Source organism: Agrobacterium salinitolerans, from assembly GCF_002008225.1.
Taxonomy (GTDB): domain Bacteria; phylum Pseudomonadota; class Alphaproteobacteria; order Rhizobiales; family Rhizobiaceae; genus Agrobacterium; species Agrobacterium salinitolerans.
In genome coordinates this window covers 36,430-54,683 of record NZ_MRDH01000009.1, presented here as the reverse complement: position 1 = coordinate 54,683, position 18,254 = coordinate 36,430, and the positions used below count along the sequence as shown (strand labels likewise).

Genomic DNA, 18,254 nt, shown 5'->3' with positions numbered 1-18,254 from the left:
ATAATTGCCGGGGACGGCGCAGCGGCGACCGTCCCCCTTTACTTCATTCACAATTCGCTTTTCGTTTGTCCAGCGTGGTCACGGGCCGTGCAGGATCTGTCATGGAGCAGCACATGGCCGCCGTGGAAATTACCAGCATCAAGAAAAGTTACCGGGATGTCGTCGCTCTCTCCGACATCAATATCTCCATCCCCTCGGGATCGTTCTTTACGCTTCTCGGTCCGAGCGGATGCGGCAAGACGACCCTCCTGCGCACGATTGCGGGGTTTCACCAGCAGGATAGCGGCAGTATCAGCATCGAAAGACAGGCGATCGAACATGTGCCCGCACACAAGCGCGATGTCGGCATGGTTTTTCAGGATTATGCGGTCTTCCCGCATATTTCCGTCTTCGACAACATCGCCTTCGGTTTGAAGCAGCGCAAGGCGTCTTCCCCCGAGATTCGCGAACGGGTCGGCAAGATTCTCGACATCGTGCAGCTCGCTCCCTACGCCAAGCGCATGCCGCATGAATTATCCGGCGGTCAGCAGCAGCGTGTCGGCCTTGCGCGTGCGCTCGTCATCAATCCCAAAGTGCTGCTGATGGACGAGCCGCTATCCAACCTCGATGCGAAACTGCGTGTGGATCTGCGGCGCGAGCTGCGCGAAATCCAGCAAGCCATGAACATTACCACGGTTTATGTGACCCATGATCAGGAGGAGGCGCTTGCCATGTCCGATCTCGTCTGTGTGATGTATGGCGGCGTCATCCAGCAGGCCGCAGCGCCCTGGGAGGTTTACAACAACCCCGCCAATCGTTTCGTCGCCTCCTTTGTGGGGGCAAACAATTTCCTGACGCTGGATCGTGCGGGTGGGCGGACCTCCATTTCCGGGCACGGCGTAGGGTTGCCGCAGGCCGACGCCATTGCGCCGCAACGAACGGTCGTTGCCGCCATCCGTCCCGAAGCCATTACCGTCGGTTCGCCTGCGACAGATGGTGAAGGCCGCATCGAACTGCCTGTCACCATAAGGCAGGTCAGCTTCACCGGCCGCGAGATGAATGTCGCCGCGGTGCTGTCGTCGGGAGAGGAAATCGAGGCGATCACCAAGCCGTCGCCTGACATCATCGCCCTTCAGCCCGGCCAGAAAACGGTTTTCTCCTGGTCTGCCGGTGATACCAAGCTCTTCGGTGAAGGCGTTACCGGGGAGCGCCTGTCATGACGGATATGACCGCGACTTCAATGCCCGGAGGTTTTCGTTTGCGGCTGCCGGGTTTCTGGACAAGCGTGACGGTGCTTGCCGTTATCCTTTTGGCTGTCTTCCTGGTCCTGCCGATCTTTAGCGTATTCTTCATCAGTTTCTTCGACGCCAAGACGGGTGCTTTCGGTTTCGGCAACTATGTGCAGGTGCTGACGCGGCGTTTTTATACCGTGGCATTGTGGAATACGTTGGTCATCGGCGTGCTCGGCATGTTGGGGGCCTGCCTGCTCGGTATTCCGCTTGCCTTCTGCACCTCGCGTTACCGCATTAAGGGCCGTACATTCATTGCCACCTTCGCGGTGCTGGTTCTATGTGCACCGCCCTTCATCGGCGCCTATGCCTGGATCATGCTGTTCGGCGCCAACGGCGCAGTCACCAATCTCCTGTCTTTCGCCGGTATTTCCTTGCCGACCATTTACGGGATACCCGGCATCGTGATGGTCTTCAGCCTGAAGTTTTTTCCCTATATTTTCCTGATGACGGAAAATGCGCTGAACACCATCAACAAATCTTATGAGGATGCGGCGGAAAACCTCGGTTGCACGGCGTTCCAACGGTTCCGCAAGATCACCTTGCCGCTGGTCTTTCCGGCAGTCAGCACCGGCGCGATCATCTGCTTCGTCTTGTCCATCGCAGACTTCGGAACGCCGGCAATCCTCGGCAAGGGCATCAGGACGCTCTCGACCATAGCCTATGCGCAATATACCTCCGAAATGGCGGGCACGCCGACCATGGCAGTCACGATTTCCATGGTGATGATCGCTATTTCCATGGCCGCACTTCTGTTGCAGCGGCACATTCTCGCCAAACGCCGTTACGCCAGTTCTCTGACGAACCGGCCGGTTAAACAGCCCATGCGCCCGTTGAAATCGTTCATCGTGCATGGCTTCTGCTATCTGGTCGTCTTTGTCGCCATGCTACCGTCCCTTACGGTCATCTACACATCGTTCCTTGCGACGAACGGCCCTGTCTTCACAGGCGGTTTCGGGTTGGACAGCTATGCCCGCATTCTTCGCGATTCACCGCAGGCGATTGCCAACAGCTTCACCTTTGCGATTGCAGCCGTGGTGTTGATCGCCATCGTTTCCGGCCTGCTCTCATTCATCGTGGTCAGGCGGGACAATGCAGTATCGGGTTCGCTCGATCTTCTGCTGATGGTACCCTATCTGATACCTGGCGTCGTCATGGCAATCGGCTACGTCACGACGTTCCGTTATCCGCCTTTCGACATCACTGGCACGGCGCTCATCATCATCCTGTTGGTGTTTATCCGCCGCCTGCCTTACGGCGTCCGCTCCACGACCTCGATCCTGCGGCAGATCAAACCCTCCATCGAGGAGGCTGCGGTCAATCTCGGCGCTTCTCCGGCAAAGACGTTCATATCGGTGACGGTGCCGCTGATGTTGCCAGGTCTCATCATCGGTTCCTTGATGAGCTTCATCACTGCCATCAACGAATTGTCCTCGACGCTGATCCTCTACACGGCGCGGACGATTACGATGCCCGTGCTGATCTATATTCAGGTGATTGACGGCGAGTTCGGCACGGCCGCGGCTCTTTCCACCTTGCTTCTCGTCAGCACCGGACTTTGCGTCTTCGTCGTCTTCCGGCTTTCGGAGGACAAGGAAGCCTCTTTCGTCTGAAGCCATCAAACATCATTCAAAACTGCAGCAGCGGCGACCATGTGTCGCCGCCAGCCTCCCTCTGCAAGGACACCGGAAAGATGAATATCGCGAGCTTTTCGCAATCGAAATACAAGAACGCCGCAAAGCCGGGGGACGATGTGGCGCTTCTCATTCCCGGACGGGTTCTGGCCGTTTTCGACGGCGCGACCGACCCGACCGGAGCAAATTACGGCGGGCTGACTTCCGGCCGCATTGCGGCTCTCGCCGCCGCCAATGCCGTGGCTGAGATGAGCCTTGACGGCAGGCTGGAAACGCTTGCCGCGCCCGCGCTTTTTCAGAATATCAGCGATATCCTGAAAAAGGAGGCGCAGCGCATCAATGCCGGCCATCCGCCATCGACCACCCTGGCGATCGTGGCGGATATGGGCGACAGCTTCCGCCTGCTGCTTGCCGGCGATTCCGGCGTAAGGATCAACGGCACCCGTCTGTTTCAGCACACGAAGCTGATCGATACGGTAAGTACTTCGGCGCGTATATTCGTATTCAAACAGCTTCTCGCCGTCATCGGTGACGGTGATGCGGCCGAAGCAAGAACGCGCGCGACGATCTTCTCCGGCCTGCGTTCGGCGGTCGCAAACGGTATCATGACGGCGCGGGATGCGGAAAATGCCGTCACTGCCGCAGCCGGGATGAGCGGTCTTGAGAACGACGTTGAAACGGTCGAGGAATTCCTGATGGGCGGCATCCGTGTCCAGCCGCAATTCGCAAACCGGCATGGGCATGTGCTGGGTTACGCCTCGGTGAATGGCGGAACGGTCATGCAGGAGGGGACGGTTGACCTCCGCATTGCCAAAGACGGGCTCTCGAGCGTTGAAATATTCTCCGACGGCTATTTGTCCTTGCCGGCGGGGACGGATGTGGCGGCCTGGGAAGCGGAATTCGCGCGTGTCGAGGCGGCGGATTTTCACAAGCTGGGCGAGTATCCGTCCGTCAAAGGTTCGACAACGGCGGAGTTCAGTGATGACAGGACCGTCATTTGCCTCAACCTGGCTCAAGGGTAGTCCAGTTGTGCCGACGGCGGGCATCTGATGTCTCCAATTTAAACAACAGGCGACAAAGGCGCCAGAATTTGATAAATTACAAAACAGCCGGTTGCGGTTTTACGCCTCGATAGAAGTCACCGAGCGTTCCTGTACCGCCAGCCGGATCATGGCGCAGGAGGAGAAGTGCTATGACGGCATTCCATGTCATGTCCGGTGCGAGTGGTGAATTTGCCCGCCCGGAAGTCCGCAAGATTGGCATCCCGGATATCGTGGATGCGTTGAAGCTGGGACTTGAGGACTTTAAAGAAAAGCCGTCCCACTATGTTTTTCTCTGTCTTATGTATCCGATCGCCGGTGTTTTTCTGGTAATGTGGAGTTCCGGCGCCAATTTGCTGCCGGTTATTTATCCGCTGATGTCGGGTTTTGCACTGATTGGTCCGATCGCGGCCATCGGGCTTTATGAAATCAGTCGGCGGCGCGAAAAGGGGCTGGATAGCTCCTGGCGGCATGCACTGGAGGTTCGTCACTCTCCGGCCCTGCCGTCTATCATCGCGGTCGCCGTCATGCTGTTGGTGCTTTTCGTCGTCTGGCTGATTGTTGCGCAGAGCATCTACACTGCGACTTTCGATGCGACCGGTCCGGTTTCGCTCTCTACCTTTCTGTCGGACGTATTGACGACCTCGCAAGGTCTCTCCCTCATCATCTGGGGCAATCTCGCGGGTTTCGTTTTCGCGGTCGTCGTGCTGGCGACAACGGTGGTGGCGTTCCCGCTGCTGCTCGACCGGGATGTCGGCGCAGTCGCGGCGGTGGATGCGAGCATCCGCGCCACGCTTGCCAACCCGGTTCCCGTGGCGCTTTGGGGATTGATCGTCGCGGCCTTGCTCGTTGTCGGCACGATCCCGGTTTTTATCGGCCTCGCGGTCGTCATGCCCATCCTCGGCCACTCGACCTGGCACCTCTATCGGAAACTGATCGTGTCCGATTATCCGAGCCGTACGCCTTGAATTGATAGAGGAAATATATCCGTAGATCATCCTTCCTGCCGTTGCGGCCCCGCTGAGGGGAGCCGCGGCGGTTGGAATGGCCACGCAGAGTGCGGGGACGCCATGTGGTATCGTTTTCTTCCGATCCGTCTGCTTTTCGCGATTGCCTTCCCGATTGATGCAGGCGCACAGGAAGGAGCCGCTACCATAATTGCTCGCCCGACTCATTTATGAGATAATGCTAATATATTTTGCGATGGGTTTTGGAAGCAGTCGTGGCCGGGTCACGGGAGGAGACGATGGCTGTCGTTGTGGTTCTCGTTCTGCTGGTAGTGGGATCGATCGTGTTCCACCTGCTGAGCCCGTGGTGGTGGACGCCGATAGCGTCGAACTGGAGCTATATCGACAATACGATCATCATCACTTTCTGGATCACCGGCTTCGTTTTCTCCGCCATCGTGCTGTTCGTCGCCTATTGCGTGTTCCGCTTCAGGCACCGCGCCGGAAACCGGGCGGCATATGAGCCTGAAAACAAGCGCCTGGAATGGTGGCTGGCGGGCGGGACCGGGGTTGGGGTGGCGGCGATGCTTTTGCCGGGCCTCTTCGTATGGAACCAGTTCGTAACCGTCCCTGACGGTGCGAGCGAGGTGGAGGTCGTCGGTCAGCAATGGCAATGGAGTTTCCGGCTGCCGGGAGCGGACGGACGGCTCGGGCGGGCGGATACGCGCGCTATTGGACCCAACAATCCGCTCGGCCTGAACAGGAACGACCCCGCCGGAATGGACGATGTCATCGTTGAAGGCGGCGAGTTGCATCTGCCCGCCGGCAGGCCGGTGAAAATGCTGCTGCGCGCGGTCGATGTCGTGCATGATTTTTACGTGCCGGAGTTCCGGGCAAAGATGGACATGATCCCCGGTTCGGTCACCTATTACTGGTTCACGCCGACCCGGACGGGGACATTCGAGGTTCTCTGCGCGGAACTGTGCGGTGTGGGCCATCCGCAGATGCGCGGCACCGTCGTCGTTGATACCGACACCGATTATCAAGCCTGGCTGCAGCAGCAGCCGACTTTCTCGAAATTGCTGGCCTCGGCGGAAACGTCGGCGGCCAGATGAGCGTCGTGCATATTGAGAGGGGAAGACCGCATCGGGGGAACAGGGAGGATGGAACATGGTCGAGATTGGATCCGGCGCCGGGCAGGTCATTCAGCCCGCTGAAGTCGAGGACGTCGAGCTTTATCACCCGAAAAGCTGGTGGACGAAATATGTTTTCAGCCAGGACGCCAAGATCATCGCCATTCAATATTTCCTGACAGCCATCGCAATCGGCATGCTGGCGCTGGTGCTTTCCTGGCTGATGCGCCTGCAGCTCGGTTTTCCCGGCTATTTCTCCTTCATCGACGCGGAACATTATTATCAGTTCATCACCATGCATGGCATGATCATGGTGATTTACCTGCTCACCGCGCTGTTTCTTGGCGGTTTCGGCAACTATCTGATCCCGCTGATGCTCGGCGCGCGCGACATGGTGTTTCCCTATGCCAATATGCTGAGCTACTGGCTCTACCTCTCCGCCGTCCTTGTGCTGGTGGCCGGTTTCTTCGCACCCGGCGGGCCGACGGGCGCCGGCTGGACGCTCTATCCGCCGCAGGCGCTTCTTTCTGGAACGCCGGGCGGGCGCGACTGGGGCATCATCCTGATGCTGTCATCGCTGATCCTGTTCATCATCGGCTTTACTTTGGGCGGGCTGAATTACGTCGTCACCGTGTTGCAGGGACGCACGCGGGGCATGACGCTGATGCGCATGCCATTGACGATATGGGGCATATTCACGGCGACCGCCATGGCGCTGCTCGCTTTCCCGGCGCTCTTCGTCGCCGCCGTCATGATGCTGTTCGACCGGCTGCTCGGCACGAGCTTCTTCATGCCGGCCATCGTGGAGATGGGCGAACAATTGAAGCAGGAGGGCGGCAGTCCCATCCTGTTCCAGCACCTGTTCTGGTTCTTCGGCCATCCGGAAGTCTATATCGTCGCACTTCCCGCCTTCGGCATCGTCTCGGATCTGATCAGCACCCATGCGCGCAAGAATATCTTCGGCTACCGCATGATGGTTTGGGCGATCGTCATCATCGCGGCGCTGAGCTTCGTCGTCTGGGCGCATCACATGTATGTCAGCGGCATGAACCCGAATTTCGGGTTCTTTTTTGCAACCACGACGCTGATCATCGCGGTGCCGACGGCGATCAAGGTCTATAATTGGGTGCTGACGCTCTGGCGCGGCGATATTCATCTCACCCTGCCGATGCTATTTGCGCTCGCCTTCATCGTCACCTTCATCAATGGCGGATTGACCGGCCTATTCCTTGGCAATGTCGTCGTCGATGTGCCGCTTTCGGATACGATGTTCGTGGTCGCCCATTTCCATATGGTGATGGGGGTCGCGCCGATCATGGTGATCTTCGGTGCGATTCACCACTGGTATCCGAAAGTCACGGGCCGGATGCTGAACGAGGCGATGGGGCACGTCCATTTCTGGATCACCTTCCTTGGTGCCTATGCCATCTTCTTCCCGATGCATTATCTCGGGCTGATGGGCGTGCCGCGCCGCTATTACGAGCTGGGCGAAACCGCCTTCATTCCAGATTCGGCGCACACGTTGAACATATTCATCACCGTGGCCGCGCTCATCGTCGGTGCGGCGCAATTGCTGTTCCTGTTCAATCTCGAGTGGAGCCTGCGGTGGGGCAAAAAGGCCGTCGGCAATCCGTGGCGGGCCACGACACTGGAATGGCAGACGCCGCAGACGCCGCCGGTTCATGGCAACTGGGGCAAGGAACTGCCGGTCGTTTATCGCTGGCCGTATGATTACAGCGTGCCCGGCGCGGCTGAGGACTTCCTGCCGCAAAACCAGCCGGCTTCGGCGGGGTCGTCCGAGAGGGCCTTGTCATGAGCGCCATCCTTGTCTTCATGGCCGGTATCGCCGGCATCATCGGCTGGTGGATGGCGCGGCAGCGGCTGGCCTCGAAGCCCTGGCTGGAAGTTGGTCTGGCAGGCGATGCGCCGGAGATGCAGGGATCGTCGGTGACAATTGCGAAACTCGGACTTGGGATATTTCTGGCGGTGGTCGGTGCATTGTTCACCTTGCTCATCAGCGCCTATCTCGGCCGCATGGGCGGCGCCGACTGGTGGGGCATTCCGCTCCCCGGACTGTTATGGGTGAACACCGCGGCGCTCGCCGCCAGCAGTCTGGCGCTGCAATGGGCGAAAACCGAAACCCGTCCGGATCATCGTGACAGGCTGAATGCGGCTCTTGTGACAGCCTTTGCGACGGCTGTTTTCTTTGTGGCCGGTCAATTCCTGGCGTGGAGGCAACTTATCTCCGCAGGCTATATTCTGGCGGATAACCCATCGAACAGCTTCTTCTACATGATTACCGGCCTGCATGGCCTGCATATATTGGGCGGGCTCCTCGTACTTGGGCGCACCGCAATCCGTGCCCGGAGAGAGCCCTTGTCGGCAAGAATGCGCCTGAGTGTGGAGCTGTGCGCGATCTACTGGCATTTCATGCTGGTCGTCTGGCTCATCCTTTTTGCGCTTTTCGCCGGCTGGGCGAATAGTTTTGCCGATCTCTGCCGTCAATTGGTCACCTGAGGAGTGTCGATCATGGCCGCATCCATGGAGGAAAGACCGATAAGTGATCCGCATCTGCGGCCGGCTGGACTGCGCGGCGTCGCCGCCGATCTGTCATCGGACCAGCGGGCGTTCAAGAACGTCTCCTGGGGCAAGGCAATGATGTGGATATTCATTCTGAGCGATATCTTCATTTTCGGCTGTTTCCTGCTGGCCTATATGGCGGCGCGCATGTCGGCCACCGCGGCCTGGCCCAATCCCAGCGAGGTTTTCGCGCTCACGATTGCCGGCAGGCACATTCCGCTGATCCTGATTGCCATCATGACCTTTGTTCTTATCAGCAGCAGCGGCACGATGGCCATGGCCGTCAACTTCGCATATCGCCGCGACCGTCGCAAAACCGCCGCGCTGATGGTGGCGACGGCAGCGCTTGGCGCCACATTCGTGGGAATGCAGGCATTCGAATGGAGCAAGCTGATCGCAGAGGGCGTTCGTCCCTGGGGCAACCCGTGGGGTGCAGCGCAGTTCGGTTCGGTTTTCTTCATGATCACGGGCTTTCACGGCACCCATGTTTCCATCGGCGTCCTGTTTCTTCTCATCGTCGCGCGCAAGGTGTGGCGGGGAGATTTCGATGAGGAAAGGCGGGGGTTCTTCACCAGCCGCAAGGGGCAATACGAGATCGTCGAGATAACGGGGCTTTATTGGCACTTCGTGGATCTGGTGTGGGTCTTTATCTTCGCATTCTTTTATCTGTGGTGAGTGAGGATGGCATCATGGCGCAGCAACAGTCACAACAGGGACAGCAGCATCCGATAAGACTTTACATGGTGGTCTGGGGGCTGCTTTTCGTTCTCAGCGCCTTCTCCTATATGATCGATTATCTCGGTATCCAGAGCTATCCGAGATGGTCTCTCATCATCCTGTTCATGATCCTGAAGGCGGGGTTGATCATGGCGATTTTCATGCACATGGCCTGGGAACGGCTGGTCCTGATCTACGCAATCCTGTTACCGCCGGTTCTCGTGCTCGTCTTTGCAGCCTTGATGGCCTCGGAATCCAGCTATACGGCTCTTACCCGGCTGACCTTCATGGGGGCGGGTTCCTAGAACCGACGCAAGATTTTCAGGATTGTGGAAGCAGCACGCCGACGGCGAATTCCTCGTCGGTCGCGACGTGGCCGACCTGAGTCTTGCGGTATTCGCTGGGGGTGAAACCGCGCTCGGCTCTGAGCGTGCGGGAAAGGTGCGGCGCATCGCAAAAACCGGTGGCGAGCGCAATCTGGGTGATGCTGTCACGCGTCGTGCGCAGGAGCGACAAAGCGCGATCAAGCCGCAGTTCGAGATAGACCTTTGAAGGCGTTGCGCCCAGGTCGGTGAGGAAACGCCGTTCGAGGCTGCGGCGGCCAAGGCCGAGATCACTCGCCAGTTCCTGCACGGTTCTCGGAACCTCGATATTCTGCTGCATCCGCAGGATCGCTTTTTTGATGAGGGGATCGTTGGCCTTGCGCGCGCTCTGCTGGCCGGGTTGAGGTTTTTCGCCGCTCAGCGCACTGTCGATCATCATGATGTTGAGGCTCTTGATGGCGGCGGACTGGCCGACATGGCGCTCGACAAGGAACGCCGCCAGATGCGCTGCTCCATGGCCGCCGGAACAGGTCAGCCGGTCGCGGTCGATGACGAAGATCTGGTCGGAAATCATCTGGACGGTATCGAAACGGTCGAGAAAGTCCTGGCGGTGGAACCAGCTCACGCAGCAGCGATAGCCATCGAGCAGGCCGGCCTCATGCAGGATGAAAACGCCGGTGCAGAGCCCGACGATGGGAACGCCGGCCGCTGCCCGCTCTTTCAGGAAGCGCAGCGCTTCATGCGGCAGGGCGCTGTGATCGCTGATCAAACCGCCGACAACGACGATATAGTCGTAATGCGCAGCGTCCATCAGCCGCGTGTCCGGCTGCACCTTCACGCCGCAGCTCGACTGCACGCTACTCAAACTTGCCGAGAGCACCGACCATTCGCACAGGATAGGCCGTGAACGGTCCGCCTCATCGGCCGCAAGGCGCAGCACATCGACGAAATTCGCGAAGGCCGACAGCGTGAAGCGGTCGGCAAGCAGGAAGGCGACGCTGAGGCGTTTTCTGGCGCGGTGTGAGGTCATGACGCAAATATTCATGCAAACAGACGCGATTGTCCAGCCGGGGCGCGGCAAATGCTCCTAGCTTTTGCGACACGAGATTTTCCAACCATCGGGTCCCGCTCATGACGCGTTTTAATGCCTTCAATCTTTTGCGGAATGCTCTGACCGGCCACAAGAACTGGGACGAGCAATGGCCCGACAGTCAGCCGAAAGCCGAATATGACGTGGTCATCGTCGGTGCCGGCGGCCATGGTCTGGGCGCTGCCTATTATCTGGCCAGCCAGCACGGCATCACCAATGTCGCCGTCATCGACAAGGGCTGGCTCGGCGGCGGCAATACCGGCCGCAACACCACGATCATCCGCTCGAACTATCTCTATGACGAGAGCGCCCGTCTTTACGATCACGCCGTCGATCTGTGGGAGAACCTGAGCCAGGAATTGAACTACAACGTCATGTATTCAAGGCGCGGCGTGTTGATGCTGGCGCATAATGTGCACGATGTGCAGAGCTTCAAGCGCCACATCCATTCCAACCGTTTGAACGGCGTCGACAATCGCTGGCTCAGCCCGGAAGAGTGCAAGGATTATTGCCCGCCGCTCAGCATTGCGCCGAATGCGCGTTACCCCGTCATGGGCGGCGCGCTTCAGGAACGGGCCGGCACGGCGCGACACGATGCGGTCGCCTGGGGTTATGCGCGCGGCGCCGCAGCCCGTGGTGTCGATATCATCCAGAACTGTCCGGTCACCGCCATTCGCCGTAACGCCGATGGCTCCGTTGCGGGCGTCGAGACGGCGAGGGGCTTCATCAAGGCGAAGAAAGTTGCGGTCTCGGCCGCCGGTCACACCTCGGTCGTCATGGACACGGCCGGCGTGCGTCTGCCGCTTGAAAGCTATCCATTGCAGGCGCTGGTGTCGGAGCCGATCAAGCCGATTTTCCCCTGCGTGGTCATGTCGAACGCCGTCCACGCCTATATCAGCCAGTCCGACAAGGGCGAGCTGGTCATCGGCTCGGGCACGGACCAGTATACCTCCTATTCGCAGCGCGGCGGCCTGCCGCTGATCGAACATACGATCGCGGCCATCGTCGAAATCTTCCCGATCTTCAACCGCATGCGGATGCTGCGCAAATGGGGCGGCATTGTCGATGTGACGCCGGATCGCTCGGCCATTCTCGGCAAGACGCCGGTCGACGGGCTCTACGTCAATTGCGGCTGGGGCACCGGTGGCTTCAAAGCAACACCGGGCGCCGCCCACACCTTCGCCTGGACTATCGCCAAAAACGAACCGCACCCGATCAACGCGCCTTTCACGCTGGAACGCTTCCGCTCCGGCCGCCTGATCGACGAGGCCGCCGCCGCCGCCGTGGCGCATTAATTTCCACGCATTTTCCGGAAATGCTCCGAGGATTTGAACCATGCTTTTGATCCGCTGCCCCTATTGCAACGAAACGCTGCCCGAAGCCGAATTCACCTATGCCGGCCAGGCCCATGTCGTCCGCGCCGCCGATCCTTCGTCGCAGACCGATGAACAATGGGAAGATTTCCTGTTCATCCGCGAAAACGTGAAGGGTCCGCATTTCGAGCGCTGGCGGCACATGCACGGCTGCGGCCGCTTCTTCAACGCCGTGCGTGACACGGTGAGCGACCGTTTCCTGACGACCTATCGAGCGGGTGAGCCGCGTCCTGAACTTTCTTCCCTGACCCGCTTGACCACAAGTTCCGAGGTGTCGAAATGAACTCCTATCGCGTTTCCGGCCGTGGCCGTGTGGATGCCGCCCGCTCGGTCAGCTTTACTTTCGACGGCAAGGCCTATCGCGGCGTGAAGGGCGATACGGTCGCCTCGGCACTTCTGGCCAATGGCGTGCACCTGATGGGCCGCTCGTTCAAATACCACCGCCCGCGCGGCCCGGTGGCGGCGGGTTCCGAGGAGCCCAATGCGCTGATCGGCACTCGCCGCAGCGCCGGACGTTTCGAGCCGAATACCCGCGCCACGGTGCAGGAGATCTGGAACGGGCTCGAAACCACCTCGCAGAACAAATTTCCGAGCCTGAAATTCGATATCGGCGCCGTCAACGACATGGCCTATATGCTGTTTTCGGCGGGCTTCTACTACAAGACCTTCATGTGGCCGAAGAGCTTCTGGAACAAGGTCTATGAGCCTTTCATCCGCGCGGCCGCCGGTCTTGGCGTTTCGCCGACGGAAGAAGATCCCGATACCTACGCCTCGCGCAACCTGCATTGCGACGTGCTGATCGTCGGCGCCGGTCCTGCCGGTCTTGCAGCGGCGCGCGCGGCGGCGGTCGATGGTCTCAAGGTGGTGCTGGTCGATGAAAATGCCGAAGCCGGCGGCACGCTTTTGTCCGAACCCCAGGCGAAGATCGACGGCAAGCCAGCGTGGACCTGGCTTGCGGATGAATTGACGGCCCTGAAGGATCGGGGCGTCAAGGTCATGACGCGCACGACGGCGATTGCCTATTACCACCAGAACATGATCGGCCTTTGCGAAAAGCTGACCGATCATCTGGAAACCGTGCCGAAGGATACGCCGCGCGAGCGCCTGTGGCGCGTTCGGGCGCGTCAGGTGGTGCTGGCGCAGGGCGCGCTGGAAAAGCCGCTGGTTTTCCACGGCAACGACCGGCCGGGCGTGATGCTGGCGGGTGCTGCCCAGACCTATCTCAACCGCTATGGCGTCAAGGTCGGCAACCGGCCGGTGGTCGTGACGAGCCATGACAGCGCCTGGTATGCGGCTTTCGATCTACACGGCGCCGGCGCGCGCGTCCAGGCGATTGTCGATACCCGCGCCAAGGTGCGCGAGGAGCTGGTGAACGAGGCGCGTGCGCTCGGCATTCCCGTCAAGCTGTCGCATACGGTCACGGCGACGTCGGGGCGGCTGCGCGTCAAGTCGGTCCGCGTCAATGCGGTTAGTGGCGCGTCGGTCAGTGCGGGGCAGGAGATTGCCTGCGACGCGGTGCTGATGTCGGGCGGCTGGACGCCGTCGTTGCATCTCTTCTCCCACACGCAGGGTAAGCTTGCCTGGGACGATGAGCGCACGACCTTCCTGCCCGCCTTCACCAACGAGGATTGTGTGATTGCCGGTGCCGGTCGCGGGCTGTGGGGCATCGAGGCCGCGCTGAAGGACGGCGAAGAAAGGGGCCGCGACGTCGTCGCAGCGCTTGGCAAGACCACTAACGTTTCCAGCCATGCGGTGGATCATGATCGTACCGGCAGCGGCGTTTCCCACACCGAACTGCCGAGCGACCGCGACGCCGGCAAGGCCAAGGCTTTCGTTGATTACCAGAACGACGTGACCGCCAAGGATCTGAGGCTCGCCGTGCGCGAGGGCATGCGCTCCATCGAGCATGTCAAGCGCTACACCACCAATGGCATGGCCACCGATCAGGGCAAGATGTCCAACATCAACGGCCTGAACATCGCGGCGGAAGCGCTTGGCAAGCGCCAGCCGCAGGTGGGGCTGACCACCTTCCGTCCGCCATACACGCCGACAACCTTCGGGGCCTTTGCGGGTTATCACCGCGGCGCGCATTTCGAAGTGACGCGCAAGACGCAGATCGACGGGTGGGCTGAGGAGCATGGCGCGGTCTATGAGCCGGTCGGGCAATGGCGTCGCGCCTGGTATTTCCCGAAGCCGGGAGAAGACATGGATGCGGCCGTCGGCCGCGAATGTCGGGCAGTGCGCCAGAGTGTGGGCATTTTCGACGCCTCGACGCTCGGCAAGATCGAGGTGGTCGGTCCCGATGCGGTCGAGTTCATGAACCGCATGTATACCAATCCCTGGACGAAGCTTGCCGCCGGCCGCTGCCGTTATGGCCTGCTGCTCGGCGATGACGGCTTCATTCGTGATGACGGCGTCATCGGCCGCATGACCGAAGACCGTTTCCACGTCACCACCACGACAGGCGGTGCCGCCCGCGTGCTGAACATGATGGAGGATTACCTCCAGACGGAATGGCCCGATCTCAATGTCTGGCTGACCTCGACCACCGAACAATGGTCCACAATTGCGCTCAACGGTCCGAATGCGGCCAAGCTGCTTGCGCCGCTGGTGGAAGGCGTCGAGCTGACGGAGGGGGCCTTCCCGCATATGTCCTGCGTGGAATGCACGGTGGCCGGCATGCCGGCGCGGCTGTTCCGCGTCAGCTTCACCGGCGAGATCGGCTTTGAGGTCAACGTGCCGGCACCTCTCGGCCGCAAGCTCTGGGAAATCCTGTGGGAAGCCGGCCGTCAATATGACATCACGCCTTACGGCACCGAGACCATGCATGTGCTGCGTGCTGAAAAGGGTTACATCATCGTCGGCCAGGACACCGACGGTACGGTGACGCCCTATGACGCCGCGATGGGATGGGCGGTCGGCAAATCAAAGCCCGATTTCGTCGGCAAGCGCGGCCTTGCCCGCCCTGATCTCGTCGCCAAGGACCGCCGCCACCTCGTCGGCCTTCTCACCGAAGACCGCTCCAAGCTGGAAGAGGGCGCGCAGATCGTTTTCGATGCGAAACAGCCTATCCCGATGAAGATGGTGGGGCATGTGACCTCTTCCTATCATTCGGACGCGGCCGGCCAGCCGATCGCGCTGGCCCTGGTGGAAGGCGGCCATGAGCGGATGGGTGAGACCGTCTATATTCCGATGCTGGAGCGCACCATTGCCGCAAAAATCACCGGGATGGTCTTCGTCGATCCCGAAAATACCCGCCTGAAGATTTGACCTGGAGATGACAATGAATATGCGCGTTTCCTCCCCTGTTCCCGGCACGCTGGCCGAGAGCAAAGCTGCCCGGGTCAGCGTTCTGGCCGCGCAGGCGCGGCTGTCGCTGCGCGCGCGCGGCGATCTCGCCCCGCTCAACGCCGCCCTTGGCCTGACCTTGCCCGACCGGATCGGCCTCCGCGCCGCTTCGGGCGAGATTGAGGTTCTGCGCCTCGGCCCCGACGAATGGACCGTGCTTGCACCTGTCAGCGCGGTTGACGGGCTGATTGCCGCCTGCGCAGGCGTTTACGCCAGCCATCCGCATAGTCTCGTCGATATTTCCGGACGGGAAGTGACGCTGCTGATCGAAGGTGCGCAGGCCGCCGAGTTGCTGACGCTGGGCTGCGCCCGCGACATCGACACCATTGCGGTGGGCGAGGGACGCCGGACGATTTTTGACGGCGTCAGCGTGGTGCTCTGGCGCGATGCGGAAAACCGTTTCCGTATGGATATCTGGAACAGTTTCGTATCGCATCTTGGCCATCTGCTTGAAACCGGCTGCAAGGAACTTGCGGCGGACATCGCCTGATCTGGAGGAGAAAAAATGCTCAACCGACTGTCACATAATACCGTTTCGGACACGGTGATCGCCGACGCCATCGCCGAGGAACTCGATCGCCAGAAGACGCAGATCGAGCTGATCGCTTCGGAAAACATCGTCTCCGCCGATGTTCTGGCGGCGCAAGGCTCGGTGCTGACCAACAAATATGCCGAGGGTTACCCCGGCAAGCGTTATTACGGCGGCTGCGAATTCGTCGACAAGGTCGAACAGGTCGCCATCGACCGGTTGAAGCAACTCTTCGGCGCGGAATTCGCCAATGTGCAGCCGCATTCCGGCGCGCAGGCCAATCAGGCGGTGTTCCTGGCGTTGCTGCAGCCGGGCGACCGGATCATGGGCATGTCGCTCGCCCATGGCGGTCATCTGACCCACGGTTCGCCGGTGACGATGTCTGGCAAGTGGTTCGATGTCGTTTCTTATGAGGTCGATGCCGAGACGCACCTGATCGACATGGAGAAGGTGCGCGCGCGAGCGTTGGAAACGAGGCCGAAGCTGATCGTGGCGGGCGCATCTGCCTATCCACGCCAGATCGATTTTGCCGGCTTCCGTAAAATAGCCGACGAAGTCGGCGCCTACCTTATGGTCGATATGGCCCATTATGCCGGTCTGATCGCTGGCGGCAAATATCCGAACCCCGTGCCGCACGCCCATGTCGTCACCTCCACCACCCACAAGACGTTGCGCGGCCCACGCGGCGGCGTGATCCTCACCAACGATGCCGATCTCGCCAAGAAGCTGAATTCGGCGGTCTTCCCCGGCAATCAGGGTGGCCCGCTGATGCATGTCATCGCCGCCAAGGCCGTGGCTTTCGGCGAGGCACTGCGCCCGGAATTTTCCGATTACGCCCGTCAGGTCATCGCCAACGCACAGGCGCTGGCGAAGGTACTGACCGATGGTGGGCTGGGGATCGTCTCTGGCGGAACCGACAGCCATATGGTGCTGGTCGATCTGCGCCCGAAGGGCGTTACCGGAAAGGTTGCCGAAATCGCGCTGGAGCGGGCGGGTCTCACCTGCAACAAGAACGCCATTCCCAACGATCCGGAGAAGCCCTTCGTCACCTCCGGTATCCGGCTCGGCAGCTCCGCCGGCACCACACGCGGCTTTGGTATCGCCGAATTCGAACAGATCGGTGCGCTGATCCTGCGTGTCATCGATGCCCTGTCCAAAAATGCCGAGGGTGACGCCGCAATCGAGGCCGAGGTGCGGGCAGAGGTTGCTGCACTTTGCGAGGCCTTTCCGATCTACGGTTCGTAAGCCGCCTCGCCGGGCTTCGGCAAGTCTCAATCGCCGTCCTGACCATGGCCGGCGGTTCATCGGCAATCGGCGGGAAAGCGTAGGCGATCCGTCCGTGCGGCAAAGACCCAGGGAGCAGAATTTGACAACCTATATCATGACAGTCGCGTGCCCGGCGCGCCGTGGCATCGTCGCCGCCGTATCCGGTTACCTCGCCCGGTCCGGCTGCAACATCAATGACAGTTCGCAATTCACCGACCAGGAGACGGACCGCTTCTTCATGCGGTTGAGTTCGTTTCCGAACAGGGATCGGGACGCGATGGGCTGCTCGACGGCTTCGGTCCCATCGCGGCCGATTTCGATATGGATTATGACATTCACGACCTCTCGCGAAAGACGAAAGTCGTGATCATGGTCTCGCGTTTCGGCCATTGCCTCAACGATCTGCTCTATCGCTCCCGCATCGGTGCGCTGCCGGTCGAGATCGTCGCGGTGATTTCCAATCATCTGGATTACCAGAAGCAGGTGGTGAACGAGGATATTCCCTTTCACCACATTCGTGTCACGCCGGAAACGAAGCCCGAGGCGGAAGCCGCGATCTTGCAGGTGGTGCGGGATACCGGAGCGGAGCTTGTGGTGCTGGCGCGTTACATGCAGGTCCTGTCGGACCGGCTGTGTCAGGAAATGTCCGGCCGTATCATCAATATCCACCATTCCTTCCTGCCGTCTTTCAAGGGTGCCAACCCTTACAAGCAGGCCTATGAGCGTGGCGTGAGGCTGATCGGCGCGACCGCCCACTACGTCACTGCCGATCTTGATGAAGGGCCGATCATCGAGCAGGATACGATCCGCGTGACCCATGCCCAGAGCGCGATGGATTATGTCAGCCTTGGCCGGGATGTGGAAAGCCAGGTTCTTGCGCGGGCCATCCACGCCCATATTCATCACCGGGTCTTTCTGAACGGAAACCGAACTGTCGTTTTTCCCGCGTCCCCCGGAGAACATGTGTCCGAGCGCATGGGCTGAGCGCAGAGCCCCAGCCCATGCA

General features: G+C 60.2%; 15 protein-coding genes and 1 pseudogene. 15 read left to right on the top strand and 1 reads right to left on the bottom strand.

What is annotated here, in order from left to right; translation table 11 throughout:
• The first annotated feature begins 101 nt into the window (after positions 1-101).
• The 9 genes from BS627_RS10440 to BS627_RS10400 all read left to right on the top strand — a co-directional run bounded on the left by BS627_RS10440 (position 102) and on the right by BS627_RS10400 (position 9,624).
• The gene (locus tag BS627_RS10440; RefSeq protein ID WP_244635005.1) at positions 102-1,199 is read left to right on the top strand and encodes an ABC transporter ATP-binding protein; all 1,098 of its coding nucleotides are present in this window, start codon (positions 102-104) and stop codon (positions 1,197-1,199) included.
• Positions 1,196-2,881 carry an ABC transporter permease gene (locus tag BS627_RS10435; RefSeq protein ID WP_077983153.1) on the top strand — a complete coding sequence of 562 codons (1,686 nt, stop codon included), beginning with the start codon at positions 1,196-1,198 and terminating at the stop codon, positions 2,879-2,881. The genes BS627_RS10440 and BS627_RS10435 overlap by 4 nt, the downstream gene beginning before the upstream one ends.
• 80 nt (positions 2,882-2,961) lie before the next feature.
• On the top strand, positions 2,962-3,924 hold the full coding sequence (locus tag BS627_RS10430) for a hypothetical protein (RefSeq protein ID WP_077983199.1): 963 nt from the start codon (positions 2,962-2,964) through the stop codon (positions 3,922-3,924).
• Between the two features lie 170 nt (positions 3,925-4,094).
• Positions 4,095-4,910, top strand: coding sequence for a DUF2189 domain-containing protein (locus tag BS627_RS10425; protein WP_077983152.1), 816 nt, complete (start codon positions 4,095-4,097; stop codon positions 4,908-4,910).
• 278 nt (positions 4,911-5,188) lie between these two features.
• A complete protein-coding gene (locus tag BS627_RS10420; RefSeq protein WP_077983151.1) occupies positions 5,189-6,004 on the top strand; it encodes a cytochrome c oxidase subunit II in 816 nt (271 codons plus the stop codon).
• A gap of 55 nt (positions 6,005-6,059) precedes the next feature.
• Entirely contained in the window at positions 6,060-7,838 is a 1,779-nt protein-coding gene (locus BS627_RS10415; protein WP_077983150.1) for a cytochrome c oxidase subunit I, read from the top strand.
• Positions 7,835-8,539 carry a cytochrome c oxidase subunit 3 gene (locus BS627_RS10410; protein ID WP_077983149.1) on the top strand — a complete coding sequence of 235 codons (705 nt, stop codon included), beginning with the start codon at positions 7,835-7,837 and terminating at the stop codon, positions 8,537-8,539. The genes BS627_RS10415 and BS627_RS10410 overlap by 4 nt, the downstream gene beginning before the upstream one ends.
• A gap of 12 nt (positions 8,540-8,551) precedes the next feature.
• The gene (locus tag BS627_RS10405; RefSeq protein WP_077983197.1) at positions 8,552-9,277 is read left to right on the top strand and encodes a heme-copper oxidase subunit III family protein; all 726 of its coding nucleotides are present in this window, start codon (positions 8,552-8,554) and stop codon (positions 9,275-9,277) included.
• 14 nt (positions 9,278-9,291) lie between these two features.
• Positions 9,292-9,624 carry a cytochrome C oxidase subunit IV family protein gene (locus tag BS627_RS10400; RefSeq protein WP_077983198.1) on the top strand — a complete coding sequence of 111 codons (333 nt, stop codon included), beginning with the start codon at positions 9,292-9,294 and terminating at the stop codon, positions 9,622-9,624.
• A 16-nt stretch (positions 9,625-9,640) separates the two neighbouring features.
• On the opposite strand, the gene BS627_RS10395 is transcribed toward BS627_RS10400, so the two are convergent.
• Positions 9,641-10,687, bottom strand: a complete 1,047-nt coding sequence (locus BS627_RS10395) for a GlxA family transcriptional regulator (protein ID WP_165691217.1) — start codon at positions 10,685-10,687, stop codon at positions 9,641-9,643.
• Between the two features lie 86 nt (positions 10,688-10,773).
• Here BS627_RS10395 and BS627_RS10390 point away from each other — a divergent pair, with 86 nt between their 5' ends.
• The 6 genes and pseudogenes from BS627_RS10390 to purU all read left to right on the top strand — a co-directional run bounded on the left by BS627_RS10390 (position 10,774) and on the right by purU (position 18,232).
• Positions 10,774-12,027, top strand: coding sequence for a sarcosine oxidase subunit beta family protein (locus BS627_RS10390; protein WP_077983148.1), 1,254 nt, complete (start codon positions 10,774-10,776; stop codon positions 12,025-12,027).
• Positions 12,028-12,067: 40 nt separating this feature from the next.
• Positions 12,068-12,388, top strand: coding sequence for a sarcosine oxidase subunit delta (locus BS627_RS10385; RefSeq protein ID WP_077983147.1), 321 nt, complete (start codon positions 12,068-12,070; stop codon positions 12,386-12,388).
• Positions 12,385-15,375, top strand: a complete 2,991-nt coding sequence (locus tag BS627_RS10380) for a sarcosine oxidase subunit alpha (RefSeq protein WP_077983146.1) — start codon at positions 12,385-12,387, stop codon at positions 15,373-15,375. The genes BS627_RS10385 and BS627_RS10380 overlap by 4 nt, the downstream gene beginning before the upstream one ends.
• A 13-nt stretch (positions 15,376-15,388) precedes the next feature.
• On the top strand, positions 15,389-15,943 hold the full coding sequence (locus tag BS627_RS10375) for a sarcosine oxidase subunit gamma (protein WP_165691216.1): 555 nt from the start codon (positions 15,389-15,391) through the stop codon (positions 15,941-15,943).
• A 15-nt stretch (positions 15,944-15,958) separates the two neighbouring features.
• On the top strand, positions 15,959-17,227 hold the full coding sequence (gene glyA, locus BS627_RS10370; RefSeq protein ID WP_077983144.1) for a serine hydroxymethyltransferase: 1,269 nt from the start codon (positions 15,959-15,961) through the stop codon (positions 17,225-17,227).
• 121 nt (positions 17,228-17,348) lie between these two features.
• Positions 17,349-18,232, top strand: a pseudogene (gene purU, locus BS627_RS10365) (formyltetrahydrofolate deformylase).
• Positions 18,233-18,254: the final 22 nt, after the last annotated feature.